Origin of the sequence: Liquorilactobacillus sicerae, from assembly GCF_029916425.1 — a bacterium.
GTDB lineage: Bacteria > Bacillota > Bacilli > Lactobacillales > Lactobacillaceae > Liquorilactobacillus > Liquorilactobacillus sicerae.
In genome coordinates, this window is sequence record NZ_JAHAVQ010000009.1 from 64,544 (window position 1) to 91,268 (window position 26,725).

Below are 26,725 nucleotides of genomic sequence, written 5' to 3' on the forward strand. Positions count from 1 at the left end.
CTCACTTGTCTGTTTTATTTACGGTCAATGATCCACGCAAAGTCTGGATCATTATGAAATTTCCATGTTCTTACCGGACCAGCCATAATATTTAAATAGTAACTTTCGTAACCATCAGGAACTGCTACTGGATGATAGCCTTTAGGTACAACGACAATATCATTGTTCTTCACCGTCATCGTTTCATCCAAGCTTTGGTCATCGGTATATACTCTTTGAAATACGAAACCATTTTTAGGATTCATTTCATGATAATAAATCTCTTCGAGAAACGATTCCTGGGGCAAGTTATCATGATCATGTCGGTGCGGTGGAAAACTCGACCAATTAGCTGACTCAGTATAAACTTCCACCAGCAACAACTTATCCGCAAATGGTAAATCATCAGGTAAAATATTTTGCACCATACGTTTATTATTGTACTTACCCCGATGTTCAATTTGATGAATATCACCTTTGATCAATCGGGTTGGAAACTTCTTCTCCGTTGGTGAATAGGCAATTAAAATCTTCAATGCGGTTGCAGCTTTGATCTTAAATTGGCTACCAACGCCAGCATAAACGGAATCAGTTGGAATCTTATCGAAAACTGACTGACGTTGACCAATATCTGCATAAGTTTGCTGATCAACTATTACACTGGCTTTACCTGTTAAAATGACAATTCCAGCTTCTTGCTTATTTAAAATTTCACCATACTCTGCGCCTTGAGCAAATTCCAAAACTTTGACAGCTGTGTAACACATTGGAGAGTTGGTTTTATCAACCGCCTGAATTTGAGTCACACCTCGAACAATTTCTTTATCTTGAGGATGAAATAATAATTTCATTTTTAAGCCTCCATTGTAAATTTGTAAGCAGTTACTTAACGGTTTTAGAGTAATACACTTTTAACCACAAGTCAACCACAAATTTACAATAAAATAATTAAAAAACGTCACAAAGTGTCCAAAAAAATTGTTATTTTAAAAAAAAAATACTATTTGTCAAAACATATCCAAAAAATGCTCAAAAATGATATAATAAATTAACCAAATAATTCGTATAATTTAACAAAGGAATGATTAAGCATGCTTAAAGAAGAAAGAATTAAGGCTATGAACACATACATCACCAAAAATAAAACAGCTACTATGCAGGAACTAGCTGATAATTTTCATATCTCGGCTAACACTCTGCGTCGTGACTTAAATGAGCTTTTAAAAAAAGGGGACAAATTTAAAAAAATATATGGCGGAGTAATTTTGAATGAAAATTATACTAATTCATTAATAGATTACCGTCAAAGGGAGCACACAACTTCTATTGATAAAATTGCAATTGGGAAAAAGGCTGCTACTTTGATTGAAAATGGTGATTTAATTTTTTTTGATTCAGGAACTACCACCGATGCAATTGCTCCATTCCTTCCAAAAAATATTAGTTTCACTCTAATAACTAATAGTCTTCAATTAATCGAAGCAGCATCACCATTAGAAAATATCAAAATAATAGTAGTAGGTAGCCAGTTTAATCGCAAAACCCGTTCATTCACAGGAATTGACAGTAAATTATTTGAAAGCTATAACCTTAACAAGTCATTTATGTCGGCTACAGGAATTTCTTTAAACAATGGTGTGACAAATTCAGAATTTAATGAATTCAGAATTAAGTCTTCAATCATTAAAAAATCGATTGCTAACTCTAACCAGCAAAATTTTTTGTTGATAGACCACACTAAATTTGATAAAACAGCCTTAATGACTTATGCACAAATAAAAAATTTTTATGGGATAATAACTAATAACACTGTTCCGCAAAAGTATTCTAATTATTTTAAACAAAACGATATACGTGTTTTCATTGCGTAAATACTACATGCGATGAGAATATAGATTACGTGCTTAACTTAAATATAAACTATTCATCTCAGATGTACGGGTCACTGACATACTGCTTCATAAACTTCATGAGCAGGTCATGGCTCACAGTGTCAAAATAAGCCTTTAGATCCATAATGATAACCTTGATCGTAAAGCTCAGTGACTCGCTTAATGGCATCTTGGGCACTCCGGTTAGGTCGGAAGCCAAAACTGTTCTCCGAGAAAACTTGTTCAAAGACTGGGGTTAAGACCTGGGCTACCGCCTGTTGAACAATTCGGTCGAGGACTGTCGGAATGCCTAATTTCCGCATTGACCCATCCGGTTTAGGAATTTCCACCCGTCTGACCGGTTTGTTCTGTCAGATGCATATCGCTTCTGTGCCAGAACGTGCAGTTCAGACCTCCCCGGGTAAGAACGCTAACTTTCGTGCCACGTAGCCGCCGGCTTTACTGCTATCTGTCTCGAGTAGTATGAGACTTTAGGAGACTTTAGGATGTTACGCAACCTTATCTTCAGATAACAGTCTTGTAGCCAGTTCTTGTTCATCGGCTCAGCACTTTGCCTTAGACTTCCTTCAGATTCCGTCTCACGGTGGACACCCTTGTCCTCAGCTCGTAGTTCCTACTACTAAGGCCTACAGTGGACTTTCACCACCTAGTTAGCACCCATGCCGGGCGCACGTAAAAAAATGAACTCCAACAGTTAAGTTGGAGTTCATCAGTGATGTGGAGTGACTAAATCCACTAAAAATGGTGTATAACCATCAATATTTCTAAGATAATGATATCATCAATTAATTATCTAGTACAGTATGTTATACTAAGTTTGGCTACAGTATGGGTTTGACCACCTGAATTAAACTGCTAGTCAAATGGTGTCAAAATGACCATCATTATTTCGGCTACTTTAGTTATTCGTTTTTTATCATTTAATTGATCTTCAGAATTAACTATAAGTAGCATTAAAACACTAGGATCATTCCTAGTGCTTTTTTAATTGCCTTAAACTGCAGATTAAGCAACTATCTTTTTAGTTGTAATCAAAGGGGTGCGGACATAATCCTGGACCAAAAATAAACACAGGAGGAATATCCACATGTTTTCCCATGAATAGTGTGTCAAAGCTATTCAATTATTTTTAAAATATGATTGTCCCTATGTCGCTACTATTCGTAAATTAGGTTACCCCGCCCCTGGGCGCACTCCGCAAATGGTACAAAGAAGACTTAATATCTAAAGAATTACATCAAAAACATCGAAAAAAATCAAAGCACTTAGACGTATCTGTTACGGATTTAAAAATATGGACCACTTTTATGCCAGAATTTTTTTAATTGCAAAATAAAAAAGCCCTCTATTCAGAGAACTTCATAGCTCCACCAATCCGATTTGACGGAGACACACTTTAATTTTACAAAAAAACTTCAAATTAATCATCCAAGCCTTAACTTGTTTGCTTAATTTGAAGTCTAATTCGGTTAAATCAAATCATTTTAGCCGTAAATTAATTAATTCTTTCTTGGCGTATAGACCAAATGCTCATTGATGAATGCATTGAAACCTAACTGGCTTAACTCACGACCATAGCCTGAGTTCTTAACACCACCAAATGGCAGCTCTGGCAATGAGGCCCAACCAGAGTTAATCCAGCTCATCCCGGTCTCAATCTTAGCAGCAACTTCTTTAGCATGTTGATGATTGCTGCTGAAAATAGTATTGCCTAAGCCATAACTCGAATCATTAGCAATTTGAATTGCTTCTTCTTCAGAATCAGCTTTGTAAACTGAAATAACTGGCCCAAACATTTCCTGATTGAAGATTGGATTATCTTTTTTAATATCGGTCAAGATCATCGGTGCAAAGAATTGTCCATCTGAATCAATTGCTTCTTTTTGATAATAAACTTTAGCTCCATGGTCAATAGCCTCTTTAACCTGTCTTGCTAATTTTTCTTTTGCTGATTTTGAAGACATTGGTGCTAAGGTCGTCGAACGATCTAATGGATCACCCATTTTGACTTGTGAAACAGCTTCTTTCATCATTTCCAGAAATTTGTCATAGATATCTGCCATGACGATGAAGCGCTTGGATGAAGTACATACTTGGCCTGCATTGTAGAGGCGAGCCTGCGGTGCAACTTCTTTCAGCTCGTTCCAGTCGGCATCGCTTAAAATAATGAAAGCATCATTGCCACCAAGTTCCATCGTGCTCTTCTTCAAAGCTTTCCCAGCTTCAGCGGCAACTGAGGCCCCGCCTCTTTCTGAACCAGTCAAACAAACGCCAACAACTCGCGGATCAGCAATTGCCTTGCCAACTTGATCATAGCTGATGAACAAATTAGTCAAGCTGCCTTTTGGGGCTCCAGCTTCAGCAACAACGTCAGCGAAAGCTTGGGCAGATGCTGGGCAAATTGAAGCATCTTTTAAAATCATCGGGTTGCCGACCATAAAGTTTGGTGCAAAAACGCGCGCAATTTGGTAAAAAGGAAAGTTCCAAGGCTCAACGGCAACTAAAACACCGGTAGCTTGTTTTAAATAGTAGGCTTCACCTGTATCAGTTTCCAATGGCTGCGGTTTGAGGAAATCTTCTGCTTTATCAGCATAGTAATCACAAATATCCGCACAAAGATCAACTTCGCCCTCAGCTTCGCCAATCAGTTTCCCCATATCACGGGTCATGATCTCTGCATATTCAGTTCTTCTTTGTCTTAATAAATCCGCCACCTTATGCAAAATAACTTTGCGATCAGTCAATGGTTCGTGACGCCATTTTTTATATAAAGCATGGGCTGCTGTCAGAGTTTCTTCTAGTTCTTCGTCAGTCGCATTAGCAAATTCTTTTTCGACTTGATTTGTATATGGATTAGTTGTCTTATAAGCCATAAATTAAAAAAGCCCCCTTCTAAATTATCTTAATTATACTTTAAGATCCGATCTTTGTTGACAAAAATGCTCAACCATTAAGTAAATTGGTACGTAGCAATTATAAAATCAATTTTTCGTGATAGCAAGTTTTTTATTTCAAAGAAAAAACCATTAAATCATATTTAGTCAAAACATGATTTAATGGCCTTTTTCTTAAATTATTTTAAAAATAACTGAAAAGCTTTCCGTTGATCGTTTGGATCCTGGTGCATATAGACAATTCCAGCATATTCAAAACCTGCTTTAAGAACTAAATGCTGCATCCGCTGATTTTTTTCATGAGTGTCGATCCTAACTTCTCGAAATCCTAAACGATAGGCTTCGCTTATTAAATTACTGAAAAAATAATCCCCCAAATGCTGCCCACTAACTGTTGGATTAATGGTGATCCGATGAATCGTTGCATACTGTCCCAAATTTCCTTGCCAATTACCAGCATAAATCTGTTGGTAATTTGGATCTGATCGTTGGAAAAGTGTGGCTGTTCCAACAATTTGCCCATTCTTGATTAGCAGATATCCATATTCTTGATTGATGTCTTGCAAAATGTCTTCTTTTTGTGGATAATTTCCTTGCCATTGTGGAATTCCTTCTTGTGCTAAAACTTTTTTTCCACTTTGAATTAAAGAATAGATTGTATTTAAATCTTCTTTCTTTGCCTGTCGAATATAAATAGCCATCTCTACCTCCTTGTTACAAACTTGCTTGACCTCACAAGCCTTACAGCTTTCTTTAAAACCATACCATAACTTTTTGCTTTTTTAGTAAGATTTCTGTAAAAGTGTCAAAAAAACTGTTGAAAAAGATTTCAAAAGTCTACATTTACAAAATAAACCCTAAGCGTCAGCTCAAACATAATAACCATGGAGTTAACTTTTGCAGAAGTTACTTTCATCTGAATAGTATATTTTCACTGTTATCACTTCTCGTCTTATAGCTTTGTAAACAGGTCTGAAGAAGAGAAAGCCTTTCGATCAGCCAATCTTGTTTTGTAAATTAAGACTACCACAGCAACTTCCTTTAAAGTTTTGCCTAACTTATGGTTAAAGATCATTGGCATTAAATTTAATCCAGAACTATCTAGACAAATGCTCACTTTCCAAGTCGGCGGATAACTATTTTTTGGTCTGCCACTTGATCAATAAAAGCTTGGTCATGATCGATCAAAATCATAGTTGGCTTTTTGGTCAATATTAAAGTTTGTAATTGTTGTCTGGTAAAAGTATCCAAATAGTTAAGTGGTTCATCCCACAAATAAAAATTTGCCGCTTCACATAGCGAACGGGCTAATGACACTTTTCGATTTTGCCCGCGACTAAGATTTTCTAAACGGTTATTAAAAGTTGCTCGCTCAACTCCCAATTTATGCAGTGTATTCAAAAGCTGCGAATAATCAACCCGTGACTTGCGCGCATAGTCAGTTAACGATCCAGTCAAGTTTTCAAATTGCTGTGGCAAATAAGAAAACCTTAAAGAATTTTTCGTCACAATTGTTCCCTGAGCAATCAGCTCTTTGCAGCCTAAAATAACTTTGAGCAGGGTTGTTTTACCGCTGCCATTCAAACCAATGAAGGCAACTTGCTGTTTTTTTTGCAAATCCAGTGTAATTGGTTGATTCAAAATTTGGCCGCCTCGTTTAACTTGCAACTTCTCCAACTGCAAAACGTGTTGTTGATAAGGAGCTTGATAATTAAGCATTAATGACTCGACTTTCTCAGTACTCTTTAACAAAGACTGTTTTTCTTCAATTTTTGCAGCAACTTTTTTTAAATTGCTGTTTGACCTTTTCATAACTTTAGCCGCTCGATGACCTAAAAAACCTCGATCGATATCAGCATGTTCTTCTTGTTGATGAGATTTTTTACGTTTTTCCTTTTCCGCTTGCTCAGACCATTTACGGATTTCATTAGCATTTTGCTGCAAATGTTTAATTTGTCGATTAAGTTGCTGTTTTTCAAGCTTTTCAGTTTGATTTTGTTTGGCAAATTCCTGCTGCCATGTTGTATAATTACCATGAAATAATTGAATTTTATTCCGATCAATTGCCAGAATATGGTCAACTGACTGATCAATAAAATTTTGATCATGGCTCGTTAAAATAAAGCCTTGTTTGGTTTTCAAATACTGACTGACCAATTGTCTTCCCCAACTGTCGAGGTGATTGGTTGGCTCATCAATTAGCTGAAAAGCCGTTCGATCAACAAAAATTGCTGCCAGCAAGCTCTTAGTTTGTTGACCTGGGCTTAAGTTTTTAAAAGCCATTGTTAAAACCGCTGATGGCAATTGCAATTTTTTCAATTCAATCTCTAATCTCCAAAATTCGCTATCGTCCAACTTAGTTAATTGTTGCAAAACTTCTTTGACTGAACGTTGCGGAGTGGCAACTGCTTGTGGGAAATAATCAAATTTTAAATTAGTTTGAATCGTTCCTTGATACACAAGTCTTCCAAGCAACAAGCGCAAGAAAGTTGTTTTACCGCGGCCATTTCTGCCAATTAAGCCTAATTTCCAATGCTCATCAATGTTCAAATTACAAACATTAAAAATATTCTTTTCCATATTATCATATTTAAACGTTAAATTTTTAACTCTAATTGTTCCCATAAAAAATTCCCCTCGCTTAAAAATTGCCTTTGGGGATTTACACTGAAATAAACTTTCAACAGCTCAGTTTCTGTCAAAAGACATTTTTATTCAATTTATCAGCTATCACAATAGATGACCTTGATTGATTAGCTTAAAATCGTCAGACTGATCCCCATTTTAGTGAAAATGACAATAGCTTGTTAACGATTTTAAAGCTTCAATCCCGACCACTCCTTTATTTGCGCTTTTACTTTACTAGTAAATTTATTAGCTGTCAAGCCGGAATAACTGACTAATTTATGAATCAATATTATCATTAATGTATAAGCGCTTAATTTCAACGCTAAATAATCAGCTTTAATTTAACTTAAACTACTTAAGGAGGGATCTGTATGGTTAATTTTTACCTGCAAGAAAAAGCACCCGTCTCCGTTTTGCCAACTAACAAGCGCCCTAAATTCTTTTCTTTTGGCATCCCAACTTACACCAATCTTGGCGATCAAGCTGTTTCTTTAGCTCAGCGCCACTATATTGAAAATGAATTTCCTAAATTCCAATTTATTGAAATTCTTGAAGAAGATACTGATGAAGCAATTACTGCCGTCAAAAAAATTTTGCAGCCCGCTGATGTAATTTCATTTGTCGGTGGCGGCAATATGGGAAATGTCTACCTTGATCATGAAATCGCCCGCCGGAAGGTCTTTGCAGCATTCCCTGATAATTTGACAATTTCTTTCCCGCAGTCAATTAATTTTGAAAATACGCCGGCCGGACAAGCTGAACTGAAGAAAAGCCAGGCTGCATATGCCAAAAATTCCAATTTGTTTTTACTGGCTCGGGATGCGCAAAGCTATCATCGCATGCAGACAGCTTTTGATAATCATGTTTTATTTACTCCTGACATGGTTCTTTACATTCAAGCTCGGGATCTTGATCACTCGCGTTCAGGTGCATTGTTTGTTTTCCGCCATGATAGCGAGAAAGTCATCTCAGAAGATTTGATCAATTCCTTGAAGGAAATTTTAAGTAATGGTCGTCCCCTAAAGCGAACCGATACTGTCTTAGATACTGTCAAACGTATTACCCCCAGCAATCGTCGTGAATTGATCGTTAAAGAATTGGAATGGTTTTCAAGACAGGAAATTATTATTACTGACCGTTGGCATGCTATGATTTTTTCAGTTTTGACTGGAACACCTTGTCTTTTATTTGGCAATAGCTATGGAAAAGGCAAACATGCTTACTTTGATTGGCTTGAACATATTGAATGGGTAACTTATACTGATGAGGACGATCCGCAAAGATTGAAAAAACTGATCAACAGTTTAATTCAACGCCCTGCTCATGAATATGACGTTCGCAAAGATTTTCGCCAACTTGATCATCTTTTGCAGCTTCATGCGCAGCGCTTTTCATTATTAAAACGATAATCTTAACAAAGTTAAATCTCTAAATCTAGTCAATTATCGATCTTTCACACCATCATCCGTGAAAAGTTGCGGTAAATTAAGCATTTTGTTTTTGTTGCATGAGCATCTTCATTTTGCCAACCCCATAATCTTGTAGCCATCCTGGCATTTCCTGACTGATTTTCTTTGTCAATTCCAGTCAGCTTATGGACTATGATCTTGGCTGACTCCTGCTAAGCTAGTTATCTCCAACAAAAGCGGTGAACAAACCGAATTTTCGGATTTATTCACCGCTTTTGTTAATATACTTTCGAACCATTCTTACATTTATCACTAAATAGCACTGAAAAATTTTAGTGACACAGGCCAAAATATCCAAGGTTTTAATACTACTTTATCAGAACTGTTCAGTATTTACGTTGTCTTTAAAATGTTTCCCTTTACCATTGGTTTTTTTTGCCAGGAAAACTAGTCAGCAGCTAAAGCGTCAATTGGATTTAAAGAAGCCGCATGTCGGGCTGGTAACCAGGAGGCAATTAAGGAAATTACTACTGAAATCAAAAAGACACTAAGGACATTTTTAAAATCTATCTGAATAAAACTAAAGCGAGTAATTTTAGAAAGCAGCGCATTTCCTCCTAAACTGAATACAAAAGTAATTACCGTCGCGGCAATCGAACTGAAAACACCAATAATTAAGGACTCACTAATAAATAACCGACGAATATCTCCCTTACTTTCTCCAAGTGCCCGTAAAATACCAATCTCTTTTGTTCTCTCCGCAACTGACATATACATTGTGACAATAATCATTAGCGCGGAAACAATCAACGAAATACTTGCAATTGCAGCTAAAATATTAGTGATCAAGTTGATATACGTTTGCACTGTCTTAATTAAACTAGAGACCGAAGTAGCTGAGTAGACCCGGTGCCCATTCATTTTCAATTTATTTATCTTTTGAGTAGCAGTCTTGACATTCGCCATTTTATTGACTTTGACTGAAAGTGTTGTTGCTGATGGAGAAATATTTTTGCTATTCATTGCTTTGATTAAAGTACTTGTTGCTACTTCGTTACTAGCACTTCGACTATTATTCGTTAATCCTGATACACGCGCGCTAAACTTTACAGTTACCGGTTTATTAGCTTTGTTTACCCCTTGATATGTTAAAGTAACTGTTTTACCAATCAAGTCTTTCCCATGATTTTTGAGTTTATTGGCAATTGTTTTTCGGTCTAATACTACTTCGCCAGAGTTAGGGGCTTGACCATTCTTAACACTTCCTTTAGAAGAAGCGCTGGTCCAATTATTTAAAGTGCTGGCAGTAGCTTTTTTTCCATGATAAGAAACTGTTACATTACCGACTGTCAAATATTTCTCAACTTTTGTCACATCTTTAATATTTTTCAAGCGATCTATTTCATTCTTCGTGAAACCCTTTTGACTGCTGCTGGCAACTAATGACTGCTGAGCATTATTAGTACCTCCTGAACTCCCCGCATGTCTAGTTACAACCACTGCTGTTGGGTTTACCATTTCTGTGATCTGCTTATTAACATATTTCTTTACCCCTGTCCCTAGTCCATTAAAAAGCATAACCGCACACAATCCAATTGCCGTTCCAGTGATAATTAAAGCATTTTTGGTCTTTTGAAACTTAAAGTGTTTATACGCCGTTGCAATACTTGATAAGAAAGATAATTTTTTCGATTGTAAATATGGTTTTTGCTGATCAATCTGATAAGAATCTCTTAAAGAATGATCTGAAACAATTTTTCCGTCTTCTAAACGCACGATTCGTGTGCTGGCATCTGCAACGTGCTGCGAATGCGTTACTGCAATTACTAATCTTCCTTCGGCTGCAATGCTATCTAAGGTTTTCAACACTTCTTCTGTATTTTGTGAATCAAGTGCTCCAGTAGGTTCATCAGCAATAATTATTTTAGGATCACTAGCAAGTGCCCGTGCAATCGCTACTCTTTGCTTTTGACCTCCAGAAATTTGATTAGGATATTTCTGAGCATGTTCTTGCAAACCTACACGCTTAAGGAGAGCCCAAGCACGTTCCTCTTTTTTTTGTGCGGATAAAGTAGTCATTTCAAGTGATAATTTAACATTTTCAATAACCGTTAAATGACTAATCAAATTATATGACTGATAAATGTACCCAACTGTATGTCTCCGATATGCATCTAAATTACTTTCTTGCCGATGATCCAGCAACTTATTGTCAACAATTACTTTACCCTTAAATTGCCGATCCAATCCGCCAATAATATTCATTAAAGTTGATTTTCCACCACCAGATTCCCCTAGAATAGAGACAAATTCTCCTAAGTTAAATTCTAGATTGATTCCTTTTAATACTGGAAAAACAGTCTTACCTAAATAGTAACTTTTGAAAATATTTTCTAATTTCAGATATGCCATCAATCCTCATTCCTTTCATGTTAACTAAAAGTTAAATATATCCTAACAATATTTAACTATGTGTCAAAAGTCTACAACCTCTTCCAAAAAAAGTCAACAAAAATTAAAAAGTTAAATAGGATATTTAACTTTTTAAGAATGAGTGCTAAAATTGAGTAATAAGGAATGGAGGTAATCAAAATAAAACGCGAAGATCGAAAAGCTCTTAACCGTCAAAAAATTATAGATGCTGCTTGCAAATTAATCATTAAACATGGATTTAAGAACACCAGTGTCCATGATATTAGTCGTTTATCTGGAATTTCATACGTTACAATGTATAAATACTTTAATGACAAACAATCTTTATTTAAGTTAGTAGCAAAAAATCTTATTGATCAACAATTATCAGTATTCAAGAAAATTCTAACCGACGAAGATGTTGATTTTTTGACTCGTTTAGAACGTTTAACAACTTATCAAAATTTATCACCTGAGCTTCATTCAGAATTGAAAAAAACTTTAAAACAATTTCCTGAAATCAAAGAATACTTTAATCAACAACTTCTAATAGTCTGGAAGCTTATCATTAAAGCTGGACGTAATTCTGGATTCATTCAAACATCTGTTTCAGATAAAGTTATTTTCCAACTTTTTACAGCATTATGGGAATATCTAGACCAAATTTCTAATGCTGAAATAAAACAATTTTTGCCAGGTTTAGGACAGTTGTTATTATTTGGTTTGAAAGGTAATCAACTAAAAAAATAAGAATTTTAAAAAGCTCATTTAAGTCTCTTTTCATTATTTGTTGACAATTAATTATGCAATTATTTAAACAATATTCAAAAAGCAAACTAAACTAACCCACAAAAGTTAGATCTTTGCAGGTTGGTTTGGTTTGCTTTTGTTTTGAGCTTTTTTATTTATACCTAGCACTGATTAACAAATATCATAATTGAGTTAAATCTTATTATTTGCCAGTTAACCCAGCCATAATCTGTCTTTCAATTAATTTAAGATCACTTTCTTTATTTGTTGCTGGAATGAGTAGCATTTTTTCTTGAACGATAAAGACCAGTAATGGTCCTATAAAAATTCTCATAATTTGAAATGAAGTCAAATCTGATCTTATTTCTGGAAATCTTTTCTTTAAATTATTTAAATTTTCAGTAACACTTTTTTTACCAATAAGAACGCCTTTGTAGTATGGCCTTAAATCGTGACCATCGAGTATCTCCCGAAAGACAATTTTAATAAAATCTAAGTTAGCCTCTACAAAATCAAGACGATCGTTGATTCCAAAATAAATTAATTCTTCTAAGGAATCAAAATTTTTAAATTGTGAAAAAAATTTGTCACGAATTTCTGTCAAAATTGGCACCAATAACTTTGCCAACAAATCTTCTTTGGAACTGAAATATTTATAGATAGTGCCTTCGCTCACACCAGCATTTTCAGCTATTTGGGCCGTTGTCGTCCCATGAAGACCATTTCTAGCAAACAGCTCCAGTGCAGCCTTAAGAACTTTCTTTTTTCCTGGCGGCATTTCTTCTTTCATTATTTGTCGTTTATATATTGATAAACTATCATTCATCTAATGAATTCACCTCTAAAATGTTATTATACTTTCCGATAGCGTTTTAATCCAATTACATTGAGCCAAACTAAAACCACCAAAAAGATTATAAGTGCCGCGATATCACCCATTAATCTATTAAGACCATCACCATACATTATTATTTTAGTTAAAGCATTTCCCGTATATGTCAAGGGAAGTATTTTACCAATATATTGAACCCAGTCTGCCATTGAATCAAGTGGAATAATTCCGGAAAAGAAAATTTGTGGAACAACAACTAGCGGAATAAACTGCATCATCTGAAATTCTGAATCTGCTAGAGTTGACATTAAAATTCCAAAAGCTAAGGCAACCATTGCTAATAAAACACAGATCAAAATAATATTCAGCAAACTGCCAACAACTTCAATTTTCAAGAGCCAAACTGTTGCCAACACAATAATTGTTGTCTGAACAATTGAAACCATTCCATAACTTATTAAATAACCAAAAACAATTTCACTTCTCTTAACCGGTGTTGCTAATAATCTGTCTAATGTTCCACTGGTTCTCTCTCTTAACAAAGCCATCCCAGAAATCAAAAAGACGAAGAAAAACACAAAAAAGCCCATTAAAATTGGAACTATTTTATTAAAAAAATTTGTGTCACTATTTCCATAATTATAATGGTTACTAATTTTGGTTTGTTTGGTAGTTGATGTTGAAGATACCTTTGCTGCTGTTAGATTAAACTTACTATTTAGTATTTGTAATTTTTGAATTGTCTTAGCTAGGAACGTCATTTTTTGTTTTGTTAAGGCAATCTTTAAAGCCTGTTTCGCTAAGGTTGTTTTTGAAGCATCAGTATTAGCATAAGTGACTTGATAAGTACTTGCTTTTTTCTGATAAATAATCATTGCATCAGCCTTATTTGCTTGGACTTTCTTTTTAGCCGTGTTCGAATTTGAATACTTGTTAACAGTAATTCCACTAGTTTTATTAAGATTCTTGCAAACTGCTTGAGGAACATCAACAGTTGCAATGCTGACTTTCGTATTGGAACTAGCTGAGAACATAATATTCATCAACCACATAACCAAAATTGGAGCTAGAAACATTAAAGCCAGCGAACGTTTATCCCGTATCAATTCCGCTAAAATCCTTTTCACAATTGCCAGTACCCTCATTTTATTTGCTCCTCTCTAGCCTCTGCTTTTAAAAAAACAGCTTCGATTGAATCAACCTTATACTGATTTTCCAAATTTTTAGGGCGATCATCCGCAATGATGTTGCCATGCAGTAATAAGGCAACCCGATCTGTTAATTCTGCTTCTGACATAACATGAGTTGTTATCAAAATGCTTTTCCCAGCATTTTTTAATACTTTTAATTCCTTCCAGATTTTTTTTCTAAGAGCCGGATCAATCCCAACAGTTGGTTCATCAAGAATTAAGAGTTTTGGATTTCCTAACATTGCAATTGCCAACGATAATCTTCGCTTCATTCCTCCAGAATATCCTGAAACTCGACGATCTAAACTATCAGTTAACTCAACAATTTGAGCAACATGAGTTATTTCCTCATCCAAATTTTTCTTAGAAATTCCCTTCATTTTCCCAAAAAATTCTAAATTTGAACGCGCGGATAAAACTTCATATAGCGCATCTGATTGTGCCATGTATCCAATTTGACTTAGAATTTTGCGATTCGGCATTTTAGTCGCCAAAACTAATGCATTCCCACCATCAGCTTTTTCCATCCCAAGCATTGTTTTAATAATTGTCGATTTTCCTGCTCCAGATGGCCCAATGAGTCCAAGAATTTCTCCTTTATTTAAGGTTAAATTAATTTCTTGCAAGACAACTCGCTTATCAAACTCTTTTTTTAGTTGTTTTAAATCAACTACACATTCCATATTAAGGCCTTCTTTCTCGGTGAGTAATTGTTTACTCACCAAAAGTATAGTAAGTGACTATTCACTTGTCAAGAGCAAACAAAAAATATCTTTATAAGCATTAACAAATTTAAAAAAGCAAAAACTTCTAGACTCAATCTAAAATTAAGTCTAGAAGTTTACCCTTTAGTTAATCATTTAAATTGTAACGCAATTTCATTTGTTCTGAACCGCTAATCACCATTTTCCCTAGCAACTCCGTCTGACGTTTCATTGCCTCAGCTGCTAACTGATTATTGGCAGTTGCCAGATAAGCTTGAACATTCGCAGCAGATTTTAAACCAGCATCAGTTTGATTTTGAATCCTTCGATAAGCACTCATCGCTTCTAAAGTATAACTGTTACGCATATCGACATAAAAATCATAGTCGGTATCACCCAATAAAGCTGTCGTACAGCTCAACCAATACATCTGATTCAAATTAAAGGTTCCATCGGCATCTTTATAACTGGCCGGTGTATCAAAAACGTTAGCGTAAAATGGTACGACAGTATTGAAAGTATTGGCGCCGAAAGCCAGCCAATGAATCCCCGCAATTTCTGATGGAACATTATTTCTAATTTGCAAAATATGAACATCATGATTCCGATTAATGCCAATTGGTCGGAACAGTTTCTTTTCAGCCTCTGTTCCAGTGCCATAAACGTCATACTTAGTATTTTCATAATGCGAACTTAAAACAAATTTGACATCTTCAATTGAAATTTTCCGGTTGGCATGACAGATAAACGGCAAGTCTTGGTCTTGCGGATTCTGTTCACTTTCAGGATTAAAGTACTTCTGACCAAACCAAGCCCGTGGGTTATTGTAAACTGTGTCTTTGATCGTTGAGCTGCCAAAAATATGCCGCAAATTAACTTGGTCAAAATCTGGATTCAGCTGATATTTGGCAATCATTTGCTCTAAATCTGCTGAGCAAAGAGTATCTGCAGCTGCAAAATCAAAAATATCAATGTTCATTCGATTTGGTGCAATAACATAGGCATCGTCTGGGATCAGTTTGGCTGCCCAATGATGACCGCCAATTGTTTCCAGCCACCAAATTTCATCTTTGTCGGAAAAAGCAATCCCATTTGGCTCGTAGGTCCCGTACTGCTCCAAAAGTTGACCTAAACGCAGCACGCCTTCTTTAGCACTATGAATATAAGGCAAGACCAAGGTAACTAAATCTTCTTCGCCAATCCCTCCCATTGCATAAGGATCAGCACCTAAAACCCGTGAATTAGTTGTAATTGTTTCCGTAGCTGACATGGCCACATTTTCACTATTGATCCCGGCTGCCGGCCAAATTCCATTAGTCAGAATTGAGTTAGGAATCGAGGTATAACGCAATGGATCATCAGGTAAATCAATTTTGACCTTACTAATGACCGATTGATAGTGTCGCGGTTGCTCAGCTGGGTTAACCACAACAAAGCGCTCTGGGTCGAGTGCTTCATGCCCATCATCATTTCTAGAAATAATCGTTGATCCATCGATTGAGGCTTTCTTACCAACTAAAATTGTGGTACATGAACCCTTGATTCTTTTCTCCACTTGTTTAACACTCCTTAAATATAATAATAAATTCATTATACGCTACTTAATAATTAATGTATAAAAAAACGGGAAATAAGTAAGCTAATAATGTTTTAAAAATATTATAGTAAAAAATGACAGTATTTCCAGCATAAGCCTTGTGAGTTTTCAAATTAATCCTGATACTAAAAAATGAAGCTACAATTTCATCTCCCAAATAAAGGGTTTATACTTTCTGATATTGGTGAGACATAAAATCCAGTATCAGTTTTTTATTTTATACATTAAAGGACATGGCATCTTGTGATACGATTTAAGTGTCTAAACCCCATCGAAAGAAGGAAAAACCATATTCTATCGCGTGCTTATTCGAAATAAAAGACTCAAATATCAAATTCTTGAAAGTTGAAGGCCTTAAAACTGTTAGCTCCGGCGTTGTTTATCATTTCAAGGCGATTCATGCTCGCCTTAGCTACCAGCTTTTTCGTTGACTTCACTATGGTTTCGCATCACTGATTAAAAATGGTACTACTTTGACAAAGCTCCGTTTGCCGACACTCAATGGACCATTTTTATGCCAGAATTCTTTTAATTGTAAACTAAAGAAGTTCCCTATTCAGAGAACTTCATGGCTCCACCAATACGATTTGACGGAGGCCCCTAAAAAATATCGATCACGTACACCAGCGCAAAATGCGAGTGGACAAATAGTCCAGCCAAAACGCCCCCAAAGGTATCCGTAAACTCAATAATCATGTTAATTTTGCTAATCATCCAAGCAGATCAATTTGTTTTGAAAAATATTTTTAAAAAATAAGCAGCTGCGGTTGATGGATCAATTTTTGCGGTTCATCACCTAAAATTGTGATTTGCTGGTCATTGATCTCATCAGGTAATAAATACAAAGTAATTTGACCAGCCTGAGGAAGTTCACTTTGCAAAATACTGATCAATTTATTTTTCGTATCCATGCGGCGGATCTGTCTTTCATACAAACTGTACTGCTTCATAAAAAAGCCTAGTTCGACTAATCTTTTACGATATTTGGTAGCTTGGCGACGCTGATCTTTGGTATAGCGCGGTAAATCAAAACAGACTAAAAGGACCATTTCAAATCCCTCCCGCTACAAAAACAGGAATTTTCAAAGGACTGGCACTATCCTTTTCAAGACAGGCCAAATATGAATTGACCATAACAGAAACAGCATCAGTAACTGAATAAACTTTTTCATCGATCACACAACGAGTAAAAAAAATCTGAAATAATAATTTTTTCCCTTCGTCATCTAAAACATCAGCTTTTTTGCCTTGAAAATTCTCATACACCAGCAGATCAACAAAGGGACGAAAAGGTTCAATCAAATCATCTGATAAATTAAAGGGATTTTCGGTCGATTCATGATGAATCCCCCAACTTGGCTCCAAGCCATGAATGACCAGCTCTCTTCTAATGACTGCTCTTAACAGCGCATAACCATAATTTAAACATGAGTTGACAAAATCACTGTAACGTTCCCTCTTGAAATCGGCTCCAAAAAGAAAGAGAAAATATCGGCGAGCAGCATAAGCTTCCCGATTGGTAACATCACCATCTTCAACTTGCTTACCGATCAGTTGAAGTAGCTTGCTTTCATCAACTTTTTTGGCCACTTGAATCAAACAGTCAGCTTGATTGTTTATTTTACCGATAACAATCTTGCGCCAAATTCTTTTCTTGGCCTTGCTTGAAACAGCTAACTGAGATTTTAACTTTTTCATTCGCTGATTTTGACCGTAGATATTTGAAAACAGTGCTAATGGAGAATGCTTTTCATCACAAAATAACAGCAAAATATTTTCTTTAACACAAGTATCAATCAATTTTTTTGAAAAGAAACTATTGGGATGTTCAAAAATTAAAATGCTAACATCATCAAACGGGATATATTTTCTTCCTTTTTGACTAAATCATAGAATCTGAAACTATTTTCTTTGGTAGAGACAAAATATCGATTCTTAACATAAATCACATTTTTCAAAAAAATCACCTCACAAATTTTATAATCAAGTTATTCTAAAAATAAAAGTTTTCATCCTCCTTTTCCAGAGGCCTATTTTATCTAAATATTTAATTTAAAATAGCGAAAAGGTATGCGTTCCCGTCCCCTTTTATTGGGGATCTTTTTTTATCCTAAACGAGTTAGGACTGCAGAAAAATTGGGACACCCAAAAACCCTCCTTTAAAGACCGTTGGATTGAAATGATATAGGATAACTGCCAGCACCGCAATTGCTCTTAAACCATCAAATCCAGGAATATACCTTTTTTTGGTTGAAATCATCTTTTCACCTTTTATCCCGAGAACTTTTTCACTGCTTGCTTACACCTTTCTGTTAATAGCGCACCAATTATAACATGATCAATCCAGCGTCATGATGCAATAACCGCGAACTTTAATTAGTTCTTAAAATTACTTTTACATATGATTTTGATTTCATATGATGTATAATTCATATGATACTAAAATCAACTAAAGGATGCTTTTTCAATGAATTACTGGATTCTATTACTGACTTTTCTGGCTGTTAATTTAGACTTTTTCTTGATCTTGTTATTTTTATTAACTAAATATCGAACTGGATCAGTTATACTCGGCTATAGTCTGGGAAATTTCATTTTGTTATCTCTCAGCTACTTTCTGAGCAAACTGTTAACAAATTTCTTGCCACTGTGGCTGCTAGGCTGTTTTGGAGGCTTGCCAATTTATTTAGCATTGCGAACGGATGATGATAATAATGAAATTCATGAGCAAAAGTCACCAATCCTCACTACCTTAGTAACTTATCTGTCAGTCTGCTCCAGCTGTAACTTAGCAATTTTTTTGCCGGTCTTAGTTGGCAAATCTTTTAGCGAATTTATGTCAGCCTTGCTTTTGATTTGTCTGTTGGCCGGACTGGTGGTTATTTTGATTAAATTAATTGCTAAATCCTCGTTTGTAACCCGACTCATTCAACGATTTGGGGAAAACTTAATGAAAGTCTGCTATATTGTAGTTGGCTGCTACGTCTTTTGGGATAGTGGTTTAATCAGTCATTTACTAGCTTTTCTTTAATTGGGAGGTCAAAAATGTCAGCCAAAAAAACAATTGCTGTTTGGGCAATAGAACAAGATCAATTAGCAGAAGCTGAACAGATTTTCAAATTGCTCAGTAATTCCGTTCGCTTAAAAATGCTCAAATTATTGGAAAAAAAATCTTTAAATGTCAGTCAGCTGGCAAATTCTTTGCAATTAGAACAATCGGCGGTTTCTCATCAATTAGCAATTTTGCGCCAGCATCAACTAGTCGTGGCTCAACGTCAAGGCAAAGCCAATTTTTACCATTTAGACGACCCTCATATCATCGACATTATTGATGAAGGTTTAGCTCATGCCGACCATGTTATCCGCGGCAAGTTTCATGGGCAATAAGAGTAAACAGGAGATTAAAAATGCCAACTACTAATTTAAAGCGCTGTTCTTGGGCACAAAATGGTGATGCTCTGCTGCAACAGTATCATGATGATGAATGGGGACGTCCTTGTTATGATGATCGAAAATTATTTGAATTGCTCTCCTTAGAAATTATGCAAGCTGGCCTTAGCTGGCAAACAGTCCTCAATAAACGAGCTACATTCCAGCAGGTCTTCGTTAATTTTGATTTTTACCAAGTTCAACATTTTTCGACCAAACTGCCCGAAATGATGAAAAATCCCCATCTGATCCGCAATCGCTTGAAACTTCAGGCAATCGTTCAAAATGCTCAAACAGTCGTTGCTCTGGCGCAGAAAAATCACTCGTTAACTGACTATTTTTGGAGCTTTGTTGCCGGTCAGCCAATCAAGCATCATTTAACCAACAGTCAAAAGTTGCCAACAATTGATCCTTTAGCTAAGCAAATTAGCCAACAAATGAAAAGGGATGGTTTTAAATTTGTTGGCCCTGTAATTATCTACTCTTTTATGCAAGCTGCCGGACTCGTCAATGACCATGAGATCAGCTGTTATTTATTTGATAAATTTTAAAGCGGAAAAATTAATTGAACAGCTAAAATATGTTATGATTTTTAACGAGGAATTGAAATAAATTAAGCAACAAAAATTCACTTAAAACTACCTCAACGATCAACTTGAAAACACAAAGGAAGTATTAATCAATGAAAAAGACAAACGTTTTATATCAACATGGAACTTTAGCGCTACTAGTCCCAGGACTGCTAGCTGGGACAATTACTTTAAAAAAATTAATGGAACATGGTGACACTGGAATTGGGACCGGGGAAGGTTTAAACGGGGAAGTTGTTATTGTTGATGGCAAACCTTATCAATTTGATAGTTTTGGTCATGCTAACTTACTTAAGGAAGATTTTACCCTTCCGTTTGCCAATTCACATTTTGCAAATTATCAAAAGATTGGTCAATTAACAGTTGCCGACTCAGCTAAATTTGCTGCCGCTGGCTTGAACGATCGCCCAAATAGCAATACTTTTTTCTCAATCTTAGCTAAGGGGACTTTCAGTTACATAAAAACACGGGCTGTTGTCAAATCTGAACGACCATTTGATACTTTAGCCCAAACAGCTAAAAAGCAAAGTATCTTTGAAGCTCATGATGTAAAAGGGACCTTATTAAGCTATTATTCACCAGAACTATTTCACGGAGCTGCAGTTGCTGGCTACCACAATCATTTTATCGCTGATGACCTTTCAATCGGTGGGCACGTTCTTGATTTCCAGATCGAGCAAGCTGAATTATTCAAGCAAGTCTTTGATACACTTGAACAGCATCTGCCCGTTGATAATCAAGAATTTATAGCACATGATTTTGATTTAGATGGTGATTTAGGAGAAGTTATCTCTAAAGCTGAGTAATGTGTGCTGTGCAAAATGTTAATTCATCTCAGTGTTAAAGACCCTATAAGTTAATTCATCCCATAACTAAAAAACCAGTAATCAGTAACCTGCTGACTACTGGTTTTTTAATTCTTAAAATGATGACGCAAATCAACAATTGCTTGCTGATGATCATAAATAGCAGCGGCGGCGGTGCCAAATGACTGTGCCGTTAATAAATACAAGCAATCCGTCAAAGCCAATTGCGAAGTCATCGAAATAAAAGCTTGCGACTGAAAATGAAGATTGCCTGAAATCGAGTAAAAGCAAATCGTTCCGAGATGGACTAGGGGCGATTCTGGATCACTAGTGATTACAATCGCTGGTACTTGATTTTGGTGAAGAACTTTAGCCAGTAACAGGATATCCTGGTTATTGCCAGTATGTGAAATCAAAATGGCACAATCCTTGGATGTCAGCCGCGAAGCCTGCAAAAGAGCTAAATGATACTCACTACTATACAAAACAGTTAGTGGTACACGTAAAAACTTATGATAGGCATCTTCAGCAACAATATTGGATCCGCCAAGTCCAAAAAAAGCTAATCTTTGGGCTGAACAAATTAATTTGACAGCTTTAGTCAAATCTGCTTCATTGAGCAAAGCAAAAGTTTCTTTTAAAGTGGTCACATTTGCAGCTAAAACTTTTCCGGCCACCTTTAATGAACTGTCAGCTGGCATTACTTGTTCATTGGCTGTTTCATTTTGCGTCAGCTGATGAAGCAGCGCCCACTTCAATTGTGAAAAATTTTTAAATCCTAAGCTGCGAGCAAACCGTGAAACTGTTGCTAACGAGACTTGGCAACTTTGAGCAATTTCAGCTAATGTAATAGATGCTGGCAACTCTTCTTTCAATAAGTAGGCAGCAATTTTTTGGCTGCTGCCGCCAAGCTGCGGATAAATTTGCTTAATCCGTTGGGTAATTTTAGCTTCCATATCTTTTATTTTCCTTTGCATTATGTTTCTAAGGCTATTATAATATAAATGAAAATAATTGTCATTCACAATCATTAGAAAATGACGTTTTTTTTCACTGAGTTTTGAAAGCAGGGATTAATTATGGACGCATTTATGGGAATCGATCTTGGTACTACGAGCATTAAAGGCCTGCTATATGATGCTGCCGGACAATGCCGTGCTCAGATCAGTCAAAAATGTTCTTTGCGGCAAACTGCTGCTGGAGCTGCGACTGAAGATCCGCAAGAAATTTTAAGTTCAACCAAAACAGTCTTACAAAAGCTCTTACAAAAAGCTGACGAAATGCATTTAAAACCCATTAGTTTGAGCTTTTCCAGCGCCAATCAAAGCTTGTTGGCCCTCAATGATCAATTCCAACCACTAACGGATTTATTGACTTGGGCCGAGACACGACCAGCTCAAGTTACCGCTGCTTTAAAAACTGATCCGCAAGTTCAAAACTTATATCAACGAACTGGTACGCCACTGCACCCCATGTCACTGCTAAGCAAAATCTGCTGGTTACGTCAGGATCATTCACATCTCTTTCAGCAGACCAAATATTTTTGCGGAATCAAAGAATTCGTCATCTACCAGTTATTTGCTGCTTGGCAAATGGATATTTCGACCGCAAGCTGTACTGGACTGTTTGATGTTCGCCGCCAATGCTGGGAACCAACAGCACTTAAACTTGCCGGCATTACTGAGCAACAACTACCGCCAATTGTTGATAGTCGATTAGTTTTTCACAGCCAGCCAACTAGCTGGACTCAAACAGTCAATTGGAATCCGGCCATTTCAATTATTCAAGGCCCTTTTGATGGTGCTGCTGCTAATCTCGGCGTTGGCGCAAATCAGAGTTTCGATTTAGCTCTAACAATTGGGACCTCAGCTGCCATTCGAACCATCAGTAAACGCCCAGTCTTTGACCCAAAACAAAGCTTATTCTGCTATGAAGTTACCAAAAATCAATGGCTGCTAGGTGGGCCGGTCAATAATGGTGGAATTGTTTTGCAGTGGCTGCTGGAAAAATTTTTTTCAGTTGAAGCAGCGGCTGCTAAACAAGATGGTCGAGATCCGATTGAACAATTATTAAACATTATCCAAACTGCTCCCGCTGGATCAAACGGGCTGCTGTTTTTTCCTTATTTGACAGGTGAGCGAGCTCCGCTTTGGAATCCAGCAGCTCGGGGGTGCTTTTATGGTTTAAATCCAGCTCATGCAAAAAATGATTTGGCTCGAGCAGTTATCGAAGGGATCGGTTACAATTTGCGACTCGTTTTACAGACCATCAGCCAGTTAAATGGCCGGCCACAAAGAATCATTGCCGCCGGCGGTTTTGCTCGTTCAGAATTTTGGTGCCAGCTGCTCGCTGATATCTTTAATCTTCCGCTAGTTGTCCCACGTCAGATTGAAGCTTCCTGCTTGGGAGCAATCATCTTAGGCTTGCAAGCATTAAACATTCAGCTTGATTTGAATCCATTGAAGGGTAAAGTCCGTTCTTATCAACCTAATCCCCAAAATGTTCAAATATATCAAGAACTATTTGCAATTTATACTGATTTGCTGCCAGCGTTAGATCAAAATTTTGCTGCACTGTCAGCGTTTCAGTTAAAACATCAAACACCAAGAAAGGATTGATAACTTTATGGAACTTGGAATGATTGGCTTAGGAAAAATGGGCAAAAATTTAGTTCAAAACATGCAGGATCAAGGAATCAAAGTCACGGCCTTCGATCTTGCTCCAGCAGCTCGCAACGTTGCTAAAGCAGAGGGCATCACGATTGTTTCCAGCTTAAAAAGTTTAATTGCTAGCTTAACACCACCGCGCTTGATTTGGTCAATGCTGCCAGCCGGCGAGCCAACCAACAGCACTTTCAAACAGTTAGAGGATCTGCTAGTTGCCGGTGACATTGTGATCGATGGTGGCAACTCTTACTACCAAGATTCTATTAAGCATGCCGCTCAATTAGCAACTAAAAAGATCCATTTCCTTGATGTCGGTACTTCGGGCGGGATGGCCGGAGCACGAAAAAATGGCAATTTCATGATCGGCGGCGAAGCTAAAATCTTTCAGCAAGTTGAACCGCTTTTTCAAAAAATTTCCGCTCCTAAAGGCTATCTGTATACTGGTCTGGCTGGATCCGGCCACTATCTGAAAATGATCCACAATGGGATTGAATACGGGATGATGCAGGCGATTGGCGAGGGCTTTGAAATCTTGCAAAAATCTCCTTTCGACTATAATTATGAAGCTGTCGCCCGGGTCTGGGACCATGGTTCGGTCATTCGCGGTTGGTTAATGGAACTAGCAGAACAGGAATTCGCCCATGATTCCAAATTAAATCACCTCAAAGGCACCATGCATTCTTCTGGCGAAGGTGCCTGGACTGCTGAGGAAGCCATCAAGTTGCATGTTCCAGCTCCAGTTATCAGTAATGCTTTGATGATGCGTTACCGTTCAGAAGAAAAAGATACACTGAACGGAAAAGTAGTTGCAGCCTTACGAAATGGTTTTGGTGGCCATCCCGTCGAAAAAAGTTAATTACCCATTAATAAACTTTAGGTTACAAAAATTGGACCGCCAAATTAGCCTTAAAAAATCTAATTTGGCGGTCCAGTTTAATATTCTTTTTTAACGTCGAGGAAGTTTACTTCTAATTGCTTAAATGCTGCTCAAATTTTATTTGAAAATCATTCAGTTCTTGATAGATTCGTTTAACATCAGCTTGTGTCCCACGCATCTCATAGAAATCAATCACTGGGATTTTAAATTGGGCCGCATACTGTTTAGCTGTTAAACCAAACTGAGCATTGAAATTACGGTTACCGCTGCCGATCACGCCATAGCACCAGCGATAATTATCGTTATCTGCTAACGTTTCCCGCATTTCATTAGTCATAATCTCCTGATTGCCGTTATTGATTCCATTGCCCCCACCTAAATATGTCGGAACTAACACCGTAAATGGCTGCTGCATTTCAATAAACTGATTATCACCGCCAATTTCCGTTATTTCAACTAGCCGAGCTGTCGGATCAGCCTGTCGCACTTTTTGAGCATACGCAACCAACTTTTGCGCAAATGCACGGGTATTACCAGAAATACTGATAAACAAAATCTTGATTGGCGTTAAATTTTTTTCCATCAATAAAACCGGCCCTTTCTATTTGGAAGCTGTCCGAAACCAGCCACGAGTGCTGAAAAAAGCATACATATCGTTTAAAAAAAAGACACTATAACTAAAAATCAAAGCAAAGTTGCCGTCCCCTTGCAACATTGTTTGCGTCCAAAGGGCAATCGTAAACAGCGAACTGATTGTCCAAATGAAATATTGTTCCCGCTTGCGGTTAAGTTCCAATAAGGAGCCGGTAATCGCCATTGCTAAATTTAAACTATCCAAAAAAACGCGCGGATCATTTGTTAAACTAAACAAATAGTAAATTACCAGCCAAGCGCCAGCAAAAAACAACAAGTAATACAGCCATTCAATCGCATTGTTGAATTTTTCAGCCTGAATGTTATTGTTCCACTTTGGATCTAAAATACAAAAAAGATCTAAAAATAGCAAATAGCCAATTTGTTCACAAGCAGTCGCATAATTGCCTGCCGCAAACCCAACCGAGGCAATACAAATCGCGCTTAAAGCACCAGCCCAACCCTGAATTCCAGAACGATTGGAAATTCCAATCACGCAAGCAACCGATAAATTACCACCTATAAAAGAAACAACTGATTGAATTGGAGCCGTACTAAATGACTGAACTAGGGAAATAATCTGCAAGATTAAATTAAAAAACAGCAAACCATAACTGAACTTGCCCCAGCCGCGACATTGTTGGATCAGCCAGCCAAAATAATCGCGCCGAAAAACGTTCTTCGAATATTCCGGCAAGTTACTTAACACATCTACATAACGAGAAAACACATTCAGGACCCTTTCCGCATAAAAAATTTCTTTCAATGGACAATTATACTTGGTTTCCAACTAGAAAAACAGGCTTGCTTTTTTACATATATTGTGTTTATGGCTTTAATTATACACAATATATAGAAAAAGCAAAGCACTCTTGTAAAACTCAACAGGCTTTGCTTCTTATTAATTGTCTAAAATAAAGTTCCCTAATACTTGAAAATACTCAACCGGGTTGTCCAACATACAACAGTGGCCCGCACCAGAAATTAAGTGAAACTCGCTTTGTGAAATTTTTAAATTCATACGACGAGCTTCAACTAAATCCATCGTATCATTTTCACCAAAAATCAAACAAGTTGGATTGCTAATCTGATCAATCCGATCAGCCAGATCCCATCCCTTTAACTTACCTTTAACTACAAATTCATTATCACCTTGAAAGTAATTATATGTGAACTACTCGTTACTAAAGTAACGAGCTTCTAGGAACACCGCTGACTTGTTTAAACACTCAAAGAGTGCTAAATAGAGGTTACGGCTATTTACTAAGGGCTGTTCCAGCCCAGCTAGTACTTAAGTTAAGCACTTAGAATATTTTTAGCTGCATTTATATCTCTATCATGGTGAATTCCACAGCTAGGACAAGTCCATTGTCGAACATTTAGAGTATGCTTGCCATCATCAAATCCACAGCTACTACAGATTTGAGACGTTTTTCT

Annotated in this window: 24 protein-coding genes and 2 pseudogenes; 9 read left to right on the forward strand and 17 right to left on the reverse strand. The window is 36.7% G+C overall.

The window, feature by feature from the left end; translation table 11 throughout:
- Positions 1-14 precede the first annotated feature (14 nt).
- Positions 15-830, reverse strand: coding sequence for a 5-deoxy-glucuronate isomerase (gene iolB / locus KH893_RS07300; protein ID WP_281165492.1), 816 nt, complete (start codon positions 828-830; stop codon positions 15-17).
- A 240-nt stretch (positions 831-1,070) separates the two neighbouring features.
- On the opposite strand from iolB, the gene KH893_RS07305 reads away from it, so the two are divergent.
- The gene (locus KH893_RS07305) at positions 1,071-1,850 is read left to right on the forward strand and encodes a DeoR/GlpR family DNA-binding transcription regulator (RefSeq protein ID WP_281165493.1); all 780 of its coding nucleotides are present in this window, start codon (positions 1,071-1,073) and stop codon (positions 1,848-1,850) included.
- 64 nt (positions 1,851-1,914) lie between these two features.
- Here the strand turns inward: KH893_RS07305 and KH893_RS07310 are convergent.
- The 4 genes and pseudogenes from KH893_RS07310 to abc-f form a co-directional block, all read right to left on the reverse strand.
- Positions 1,915-2,212: pseudogene (locus tag KH893_RS07310) on the reverse strand (reverse transcriptase domain-containing protein); the annotation flags it as partial.
- A 1,158-nt stretch (positions 2,213-3,370) separates the two neighbouring features.
- The gene (locus KH893_RS07320; RefSeq protein ID WP_281165494.1) at positions 3,371-4,744 is read right to left on the reverse strand and encodes an NAD-dependent succinate-semialdehyde dehydrogenase; all 1,374 of its coding nucleotides are present in this window, start codon (positions 4,742-4,744) and stop codon (positions 3,371-3,373) included.
- Between the two features lie 200 nt (positions 4,745-4,944).
- Positions 4,945-5,466: a GNAT family N-acetyltransferase gene (locus tag KH893_RS07325; protein ID WP_281165495.1), complete on the reverse strand. Its 522-nt coding sequence runs from the start codon at positions 5,464-5,466 to the stop codon at positions 4,945-4,947.
- Positions 5,467-5,878: 412 nt separating this feature from the next.
- Positions 5,879-7,390: a ribosomal protection-like ABC-F family protein gene (abc-f, locus tag KH893_RS07330; RefSeq protein WP_281165496.1), complete on the reverse strand. Its 1,512-nt coding sequence runs from the start codon at positions 7,388-7,390 to the stop codon at positions 5,879-5,881.
- Positions 7,391-7,764: 374 nt separating this feature from the next.
- Between abc-f and KH893_RS07335 the strand changes: the two genes are divergently transcribed.
- Entirely contained in the window at positions 7,765-8,802 is a 1,038-nt protein-coding gene (locus KH893_RS07335) for a polysaccharide pyruvyl transferase family protein (protein ID WP_281165497.1), read from the forward strand.
- A gap of 447 nt (positions 8,803-9,249) precedes the next feature.
- Here KH893_RS07335 and KH893_RS07340 read toward each other — a convergent pair whose 3' ends face one another.
- Positions 9,250-11,214, reverse strand: a complete 1,965-nt coding sequence (locus tag KH893_RS07340) for an ABC transporter ATP-binding protein/permease (RefSeq protein ID WP_281165498.1) — start codon at positions 11,212-11,214, stop codon at positions 9,250-9,252.
- Positions 11,215-11,379: 165 nt separating this feature from the next.
- Here KH893_RS07340 and KH893_RS07345 point away from each other — a divergent pair, with 165 nt between their 5' ends.
- The gene (locus KH893_RS07345) at positions 11,380-11,964 is read left to right on the forward strand and encodes a TetR/AcrR family transcriptional regulator (protein WP_281165499.1); all 585 of its coding nucleotides are present in this window, start codon (positions 11,380-11,382) and stop codon (positions 11,962-11,964) included.
- Between the two features lie 202 nt (positions 11,965-12,166).
- On the opposite strand, the gene KH893_RS07350 is transcribed toward KH893_RS07345, so the two are convergent.
- From KH893_RS07350 to KH893_RS07380, 7 genes and pseudogenes are all read right to left on the reverse strand, one after another.
- Positions 12,167-12,790, reverse strand: coding sequence for a TetR/AcrR family transcriptional regulator (locus KH893_RS07350; protein ID WP_281165500.1), 624 nt, complete (start codon positions 12,788-12,790; stop codon positions 12,167-12,169).
- Between the two features lie 26 nt (positions 12,791-12,816).
- Positions 12,817-13,941 carry an ABC transporter permease gene (locus KH893_RS07355; RefSeq protein WP_281165501.1) on the reverse strand — a complete coding sequence of 375 codons (1,125 nt, stop codon included), beginning with the start codon at positions 13,939-13,941 and terminating at the stop codon, positions 12,817-12,819.
- The gene (locus tag KH893_RS07360) at positions 13,938-14,669 is read right to left on the reverse strand and encodes an ABC transporter ATP-binding protein (protein ID WP_281165502.1); all 732 of its coding nucleotides are present in this window, start codon (positions 14,667-14,669) and stop codon (positions 13,938-13,940) included. The genes KH893_RS07355 and KH893_RS07360 overlap by 4 nt, the downstream gene beginning before the upstream one ends.
- Positions 14,670-14,838: 169 nt before the next feature.
- The gene (locus tag KH893_RS07365) at positions 14,839-16,245 is read right to left on the reverse strand and encodes a C69 family dipeptidase (protein ID WP_281165503.1); all 1,407 of its coding nucleotides are present in this window, start codon (positions 16,243-16,245) and stop codon (positions 14,839-14,841) included.
- Between the two features lie 788 nt (positions 16,246-17,033).
- Positions 17,034-17,336, reverse strand: a complete 303-nt coding sequence (gene cas2 / locus KH893_RS07370) for a CRISPR-associated endonuclease Cas2 (protein WP_281165504.1) — start codon at positions 17,334-17,336, stop codon at positions 17,034-17,036.
- Between the two features lies 1 nt (position 17,337).
- On the reverse strand, positions 17,338-18,150 hold the full coding sequence (gene cas1 / locus KH893_RS07375; protein WP_345803728.1) for a type II CRISPR-associated endonuclease Cas1: 813 nt from the start codon (positions 18,148-18,150) through the stop codon (positions 17,338-17,340).
- A 265-nt stretch (positions 18,151-18,415) separates the two neighbouring features.
- A pseudogene (locus tag KH893_RS07380) lies at positions 18,416-18,547 on the reverse strand (acyltransferase family protein); the annotation flags it as partial.
- A 207-nt stretch (positions 18,548-18,754) separates the two neighbouring features.
- On the opposite strand from KH893_RS07380, the gene KH893_RS07385 reads away from it, so the two are divergent.
- The 4 genes from KH893_RS07385 (at position 18,755) to budA (ending at position 21,112) form a co-directional block, all read left to right on the forward strand.
- A complete protein-coding gene (locus tag KH893_RS07385) occupies positions 18,755-19,318 on the forward strand; it encodes a cadmium resistance transporter (RefSeq protein WP_281165505.1) in 564 nt (187 codons plus the stop codon).
- A 14-nt stretch (positions 19,319-19,332) separates the two neighbouring features.
- A complete protein-coding gene (locus KH893_RS07390; protein WP_281165506.1) occupies positions 19,333-19,674 on the forward strand; it encodes an ArsR/SmtB family transcription factor in 342 nt (113 codons plus the stop codon).
- Positions 19,675-19,694: 20 nt separating this feature from the next.
- Entirely contained in the window at positions 19,695-20,267 is a 573-nt protein-coding gene (locus KH893_RS07395; RefSeq protein ID WP_281165507.1) for a DNA-3-methyladenine glycosylase I, read from the forward strand.
- Between the two features lie 131 nt (positions 20,268-20,398).
- Positions 20,399-21,112, forward strand: a complete 714-nt coding sequence (gene budA / locus KH893_RS07400; protein ID WP_281165508.1) for an acetolactate decarboxylase — start codon at positions 20,399-20,401, stop codon at positions 21,110-21,112.
- Between the two features lie 107 nt (positions 21,113-21,219).
- Here budA and KH893_RS07405 read toward each other — a convergent pair whose 3' ends face one another.
- Positions 21,220-22,068 (reverse strand): MurR/RpiR family transcriptional regulator, encoded by an 849-nt coding sequence (locus KH893_RS07405; RefSeq protein ID WP_281165509.1) that lies wholly within the window; start codon positions 22,066-22,068, stop codon positions 21,220-21,222.
- Between the two features lie 123 nt (positions 22,069-22,191).
- Here KH893_RS07405 and KH893_RS07410 point away from each other — a divergent pair, with 123 nt between their 5' ends.
- On the forward strand, positions 22,192-23,730 hold the full coding sequence (locus KH893_RS07410) for a gluconokinase (RefSeq protein ID WP_281165510.1): 1,539 nt from the start codon (positions 22,192-22,194) through the stop codon (positions 23,728-23,730).
- A gap of 7 nt (positions 23,731-23,737) precedes the next feature.
- Positions 23,738-24,634, forward strand: a complete 897-nt coding sequence (gene gnd, locus KH893_RS07415) for a phosphogluconate dehydrogenase (NAD(+)-dependent, decarboxylating) (protein ID WP_281165511.1) — start codon at positions 23,738-23,740, stop codon at positions 24,632-24,634.
- A 112-nt stretch (positions 24,635-24,746) separates the two neighbouring features.
- On the opposite strand, the gene KH893_RS07420 is transcribed toward gnd, so the two are convergent.
- From KH893_RS07420 to KH893_RS07430, 3 genes are all read right to left on the reverse strand, one after another.
- Entirely contained in the window at positions 24,747-25,238 is a 492-nt protein-coding gene (locus KH893_RS07420; RefSeq protein WP_281165512.1) for a class Ib ribonucleoside-diphosphate reductase assembly flavoprotein NrdI, read from the reverse strand.
- Positions 25,239-25,256: 18 nt separating this feature from the next.
- Positions 25,257-26,018 (reverse strand): nicotinamide riboside transporter PnuC, encoded by a 762-nt coding sequence (pnuC, locus tag KH893_RS07425; protein WP_281165513.1) that lies wholly within the window; start codon positions 26,016-26,018, stop codon positions 25,257-25,259.
- Between the two features lie 566 nt (positions 26,019-26,584).
- Positions 26,585-26,725: zinc ribbon domain-containing protein (locus tag KH893_RS07430; protein ID WP_281165519.1), on the reverse strand; the 141-nt coding region annotated here is incomplete at its 5' end.

Bases quoted from the DNA above. Each gene is read 5' to 3' on its own strand.
- KH893_RS07420 (WP_281165512.1), bottom strand. From the start codon at position 25,238: ATGGAAAAAAATTTAACGCCAATCAAGATTTTGTTTATCAGTATTTCT.
- KH893_RS07355 (WP_281165501.1), bottom strand. From the start codon at position 13,941: ATGAGGGTACTGGCAATTGTGAAAAGGATTTTAGCGGAATTGATACGG.
- KH893_RS07410 (WP_281165510.1), top strand. From the start codon at position 22,192: ATGGACGCATTTATGGGAATCGATCTTGGTACTACGAGCATTAAAGGC.
- budA (WP_281165508.1), top strand. From the start codon at position 20,399: ATGAAAAAGACAAACGTTTTATATCAACATGGAACTTTAGCGCTACTA.
- abc-f (WP_281165496.1), bottom strand. From the start codon at position 7,390: ATGGGAACAATTAGAGTTAAAAATTTAACGTTTAAATATGATAATATG.
- KH893_RS07340 (WP_281165498.1), bottom strand. From the start codon at position 11,214: ATGGCATATCTGAAATTAGAAAATATTTTCAAAAGTTACTATTTAGGT.
- KH893_RS07320 (WP_281165494.1), bottom strand. From the start codon at position 4,744: ATGGCTTATAAGACAACTAATCCATATACAAATCAAGTCGAAAAAGAA.
- KH893_RS07390 (WP_281165506.1), top strand. From the start codon at position 19,333: ATGTCAGCCAAAAAAACAATTGCTGTTTGGGCAATAGAACAAGATCAA.
- KH893_RS07335 (WP_281165497.1), top strand. From the start codon at position 7,765: ATGGTTAATTTTTACCTGCAAGAAAAAGCACCCGTCTCCGTTTTGCCA.
- KH893_RS07345 (WP_281165499.1), top strand. From the start codon at position 11,380: ATGGAGGTAATCAAAATAAAACGCGAAGATCGAAAAGCTCTTAACCGT.
- KH893_RS07385 (WP_281165505.1), top strand. From the start codon at position 18,755: ATGAATTACTGGATTCTATTACTGACTTTTCTGGCTGTTAATTTAGAC.
- KH893_RS07305 (WP_281165493.1), top strand. From the start codon at position 1,071: ATGCTTAAAGAAGAAAGAATTAAGGCTATGAACACATACATCACCAAA.
- KH893_RS07325 (WP_281165495.1), bottom strand. From the start codon at position 5,466: ATGGCTATTTATATTCGACAGGCAAAGAAAGAAGATTTAAATACAATC.
- KH893_RS07395 (WP_281165507.1), top strand. From the start codon at position 19,695: ATGCCAACTACTAATTTAAAGCGCTGTTCTTGGGCACAAAATGGTGAT.
- KH893_RS07350 (WP_281165500.1), bottom strand. From the start codon at position 12,790: ATGAATGATAGTTTATCAATATATAAACGACAAATAATGAAAGAAGAA.
- gnd (WP_281165511.1), top strand. From the start codon at position 23,738: ATGGAACTTGGAATGATTGGCTTAGGAAAAATGGGCAAAAATTTAGTT.
- KH893_RS07360 (WP_281165502.1), bottom strand. From the start codon at position 14,669: ATGGAATGTGTAGTTGATTTAAAACAACTAAAAAAAGAGTTTGATAAG.
- KH893_RS07405 (WP_281165509.1), bottom strand. From the start codon at position 22,068: ATGGAAGCTAAAATTACCCAACGGATTAAGCAAATTTATCCGCAGCTT.
- iolB (WP_281165492.1), bottom strand. From the start codon at position 830: ATGAAATTATTATTTCATCCTCAAGATAAAGAAATTGTTCGAGGTGTG.
- cas2 (WP_281165504.1), bottom strand. From the start codon at position 17,336: ATGGTCCTTTTAGTCTGTTTTGATTTACCGCGCTATACCAAAGATCAG.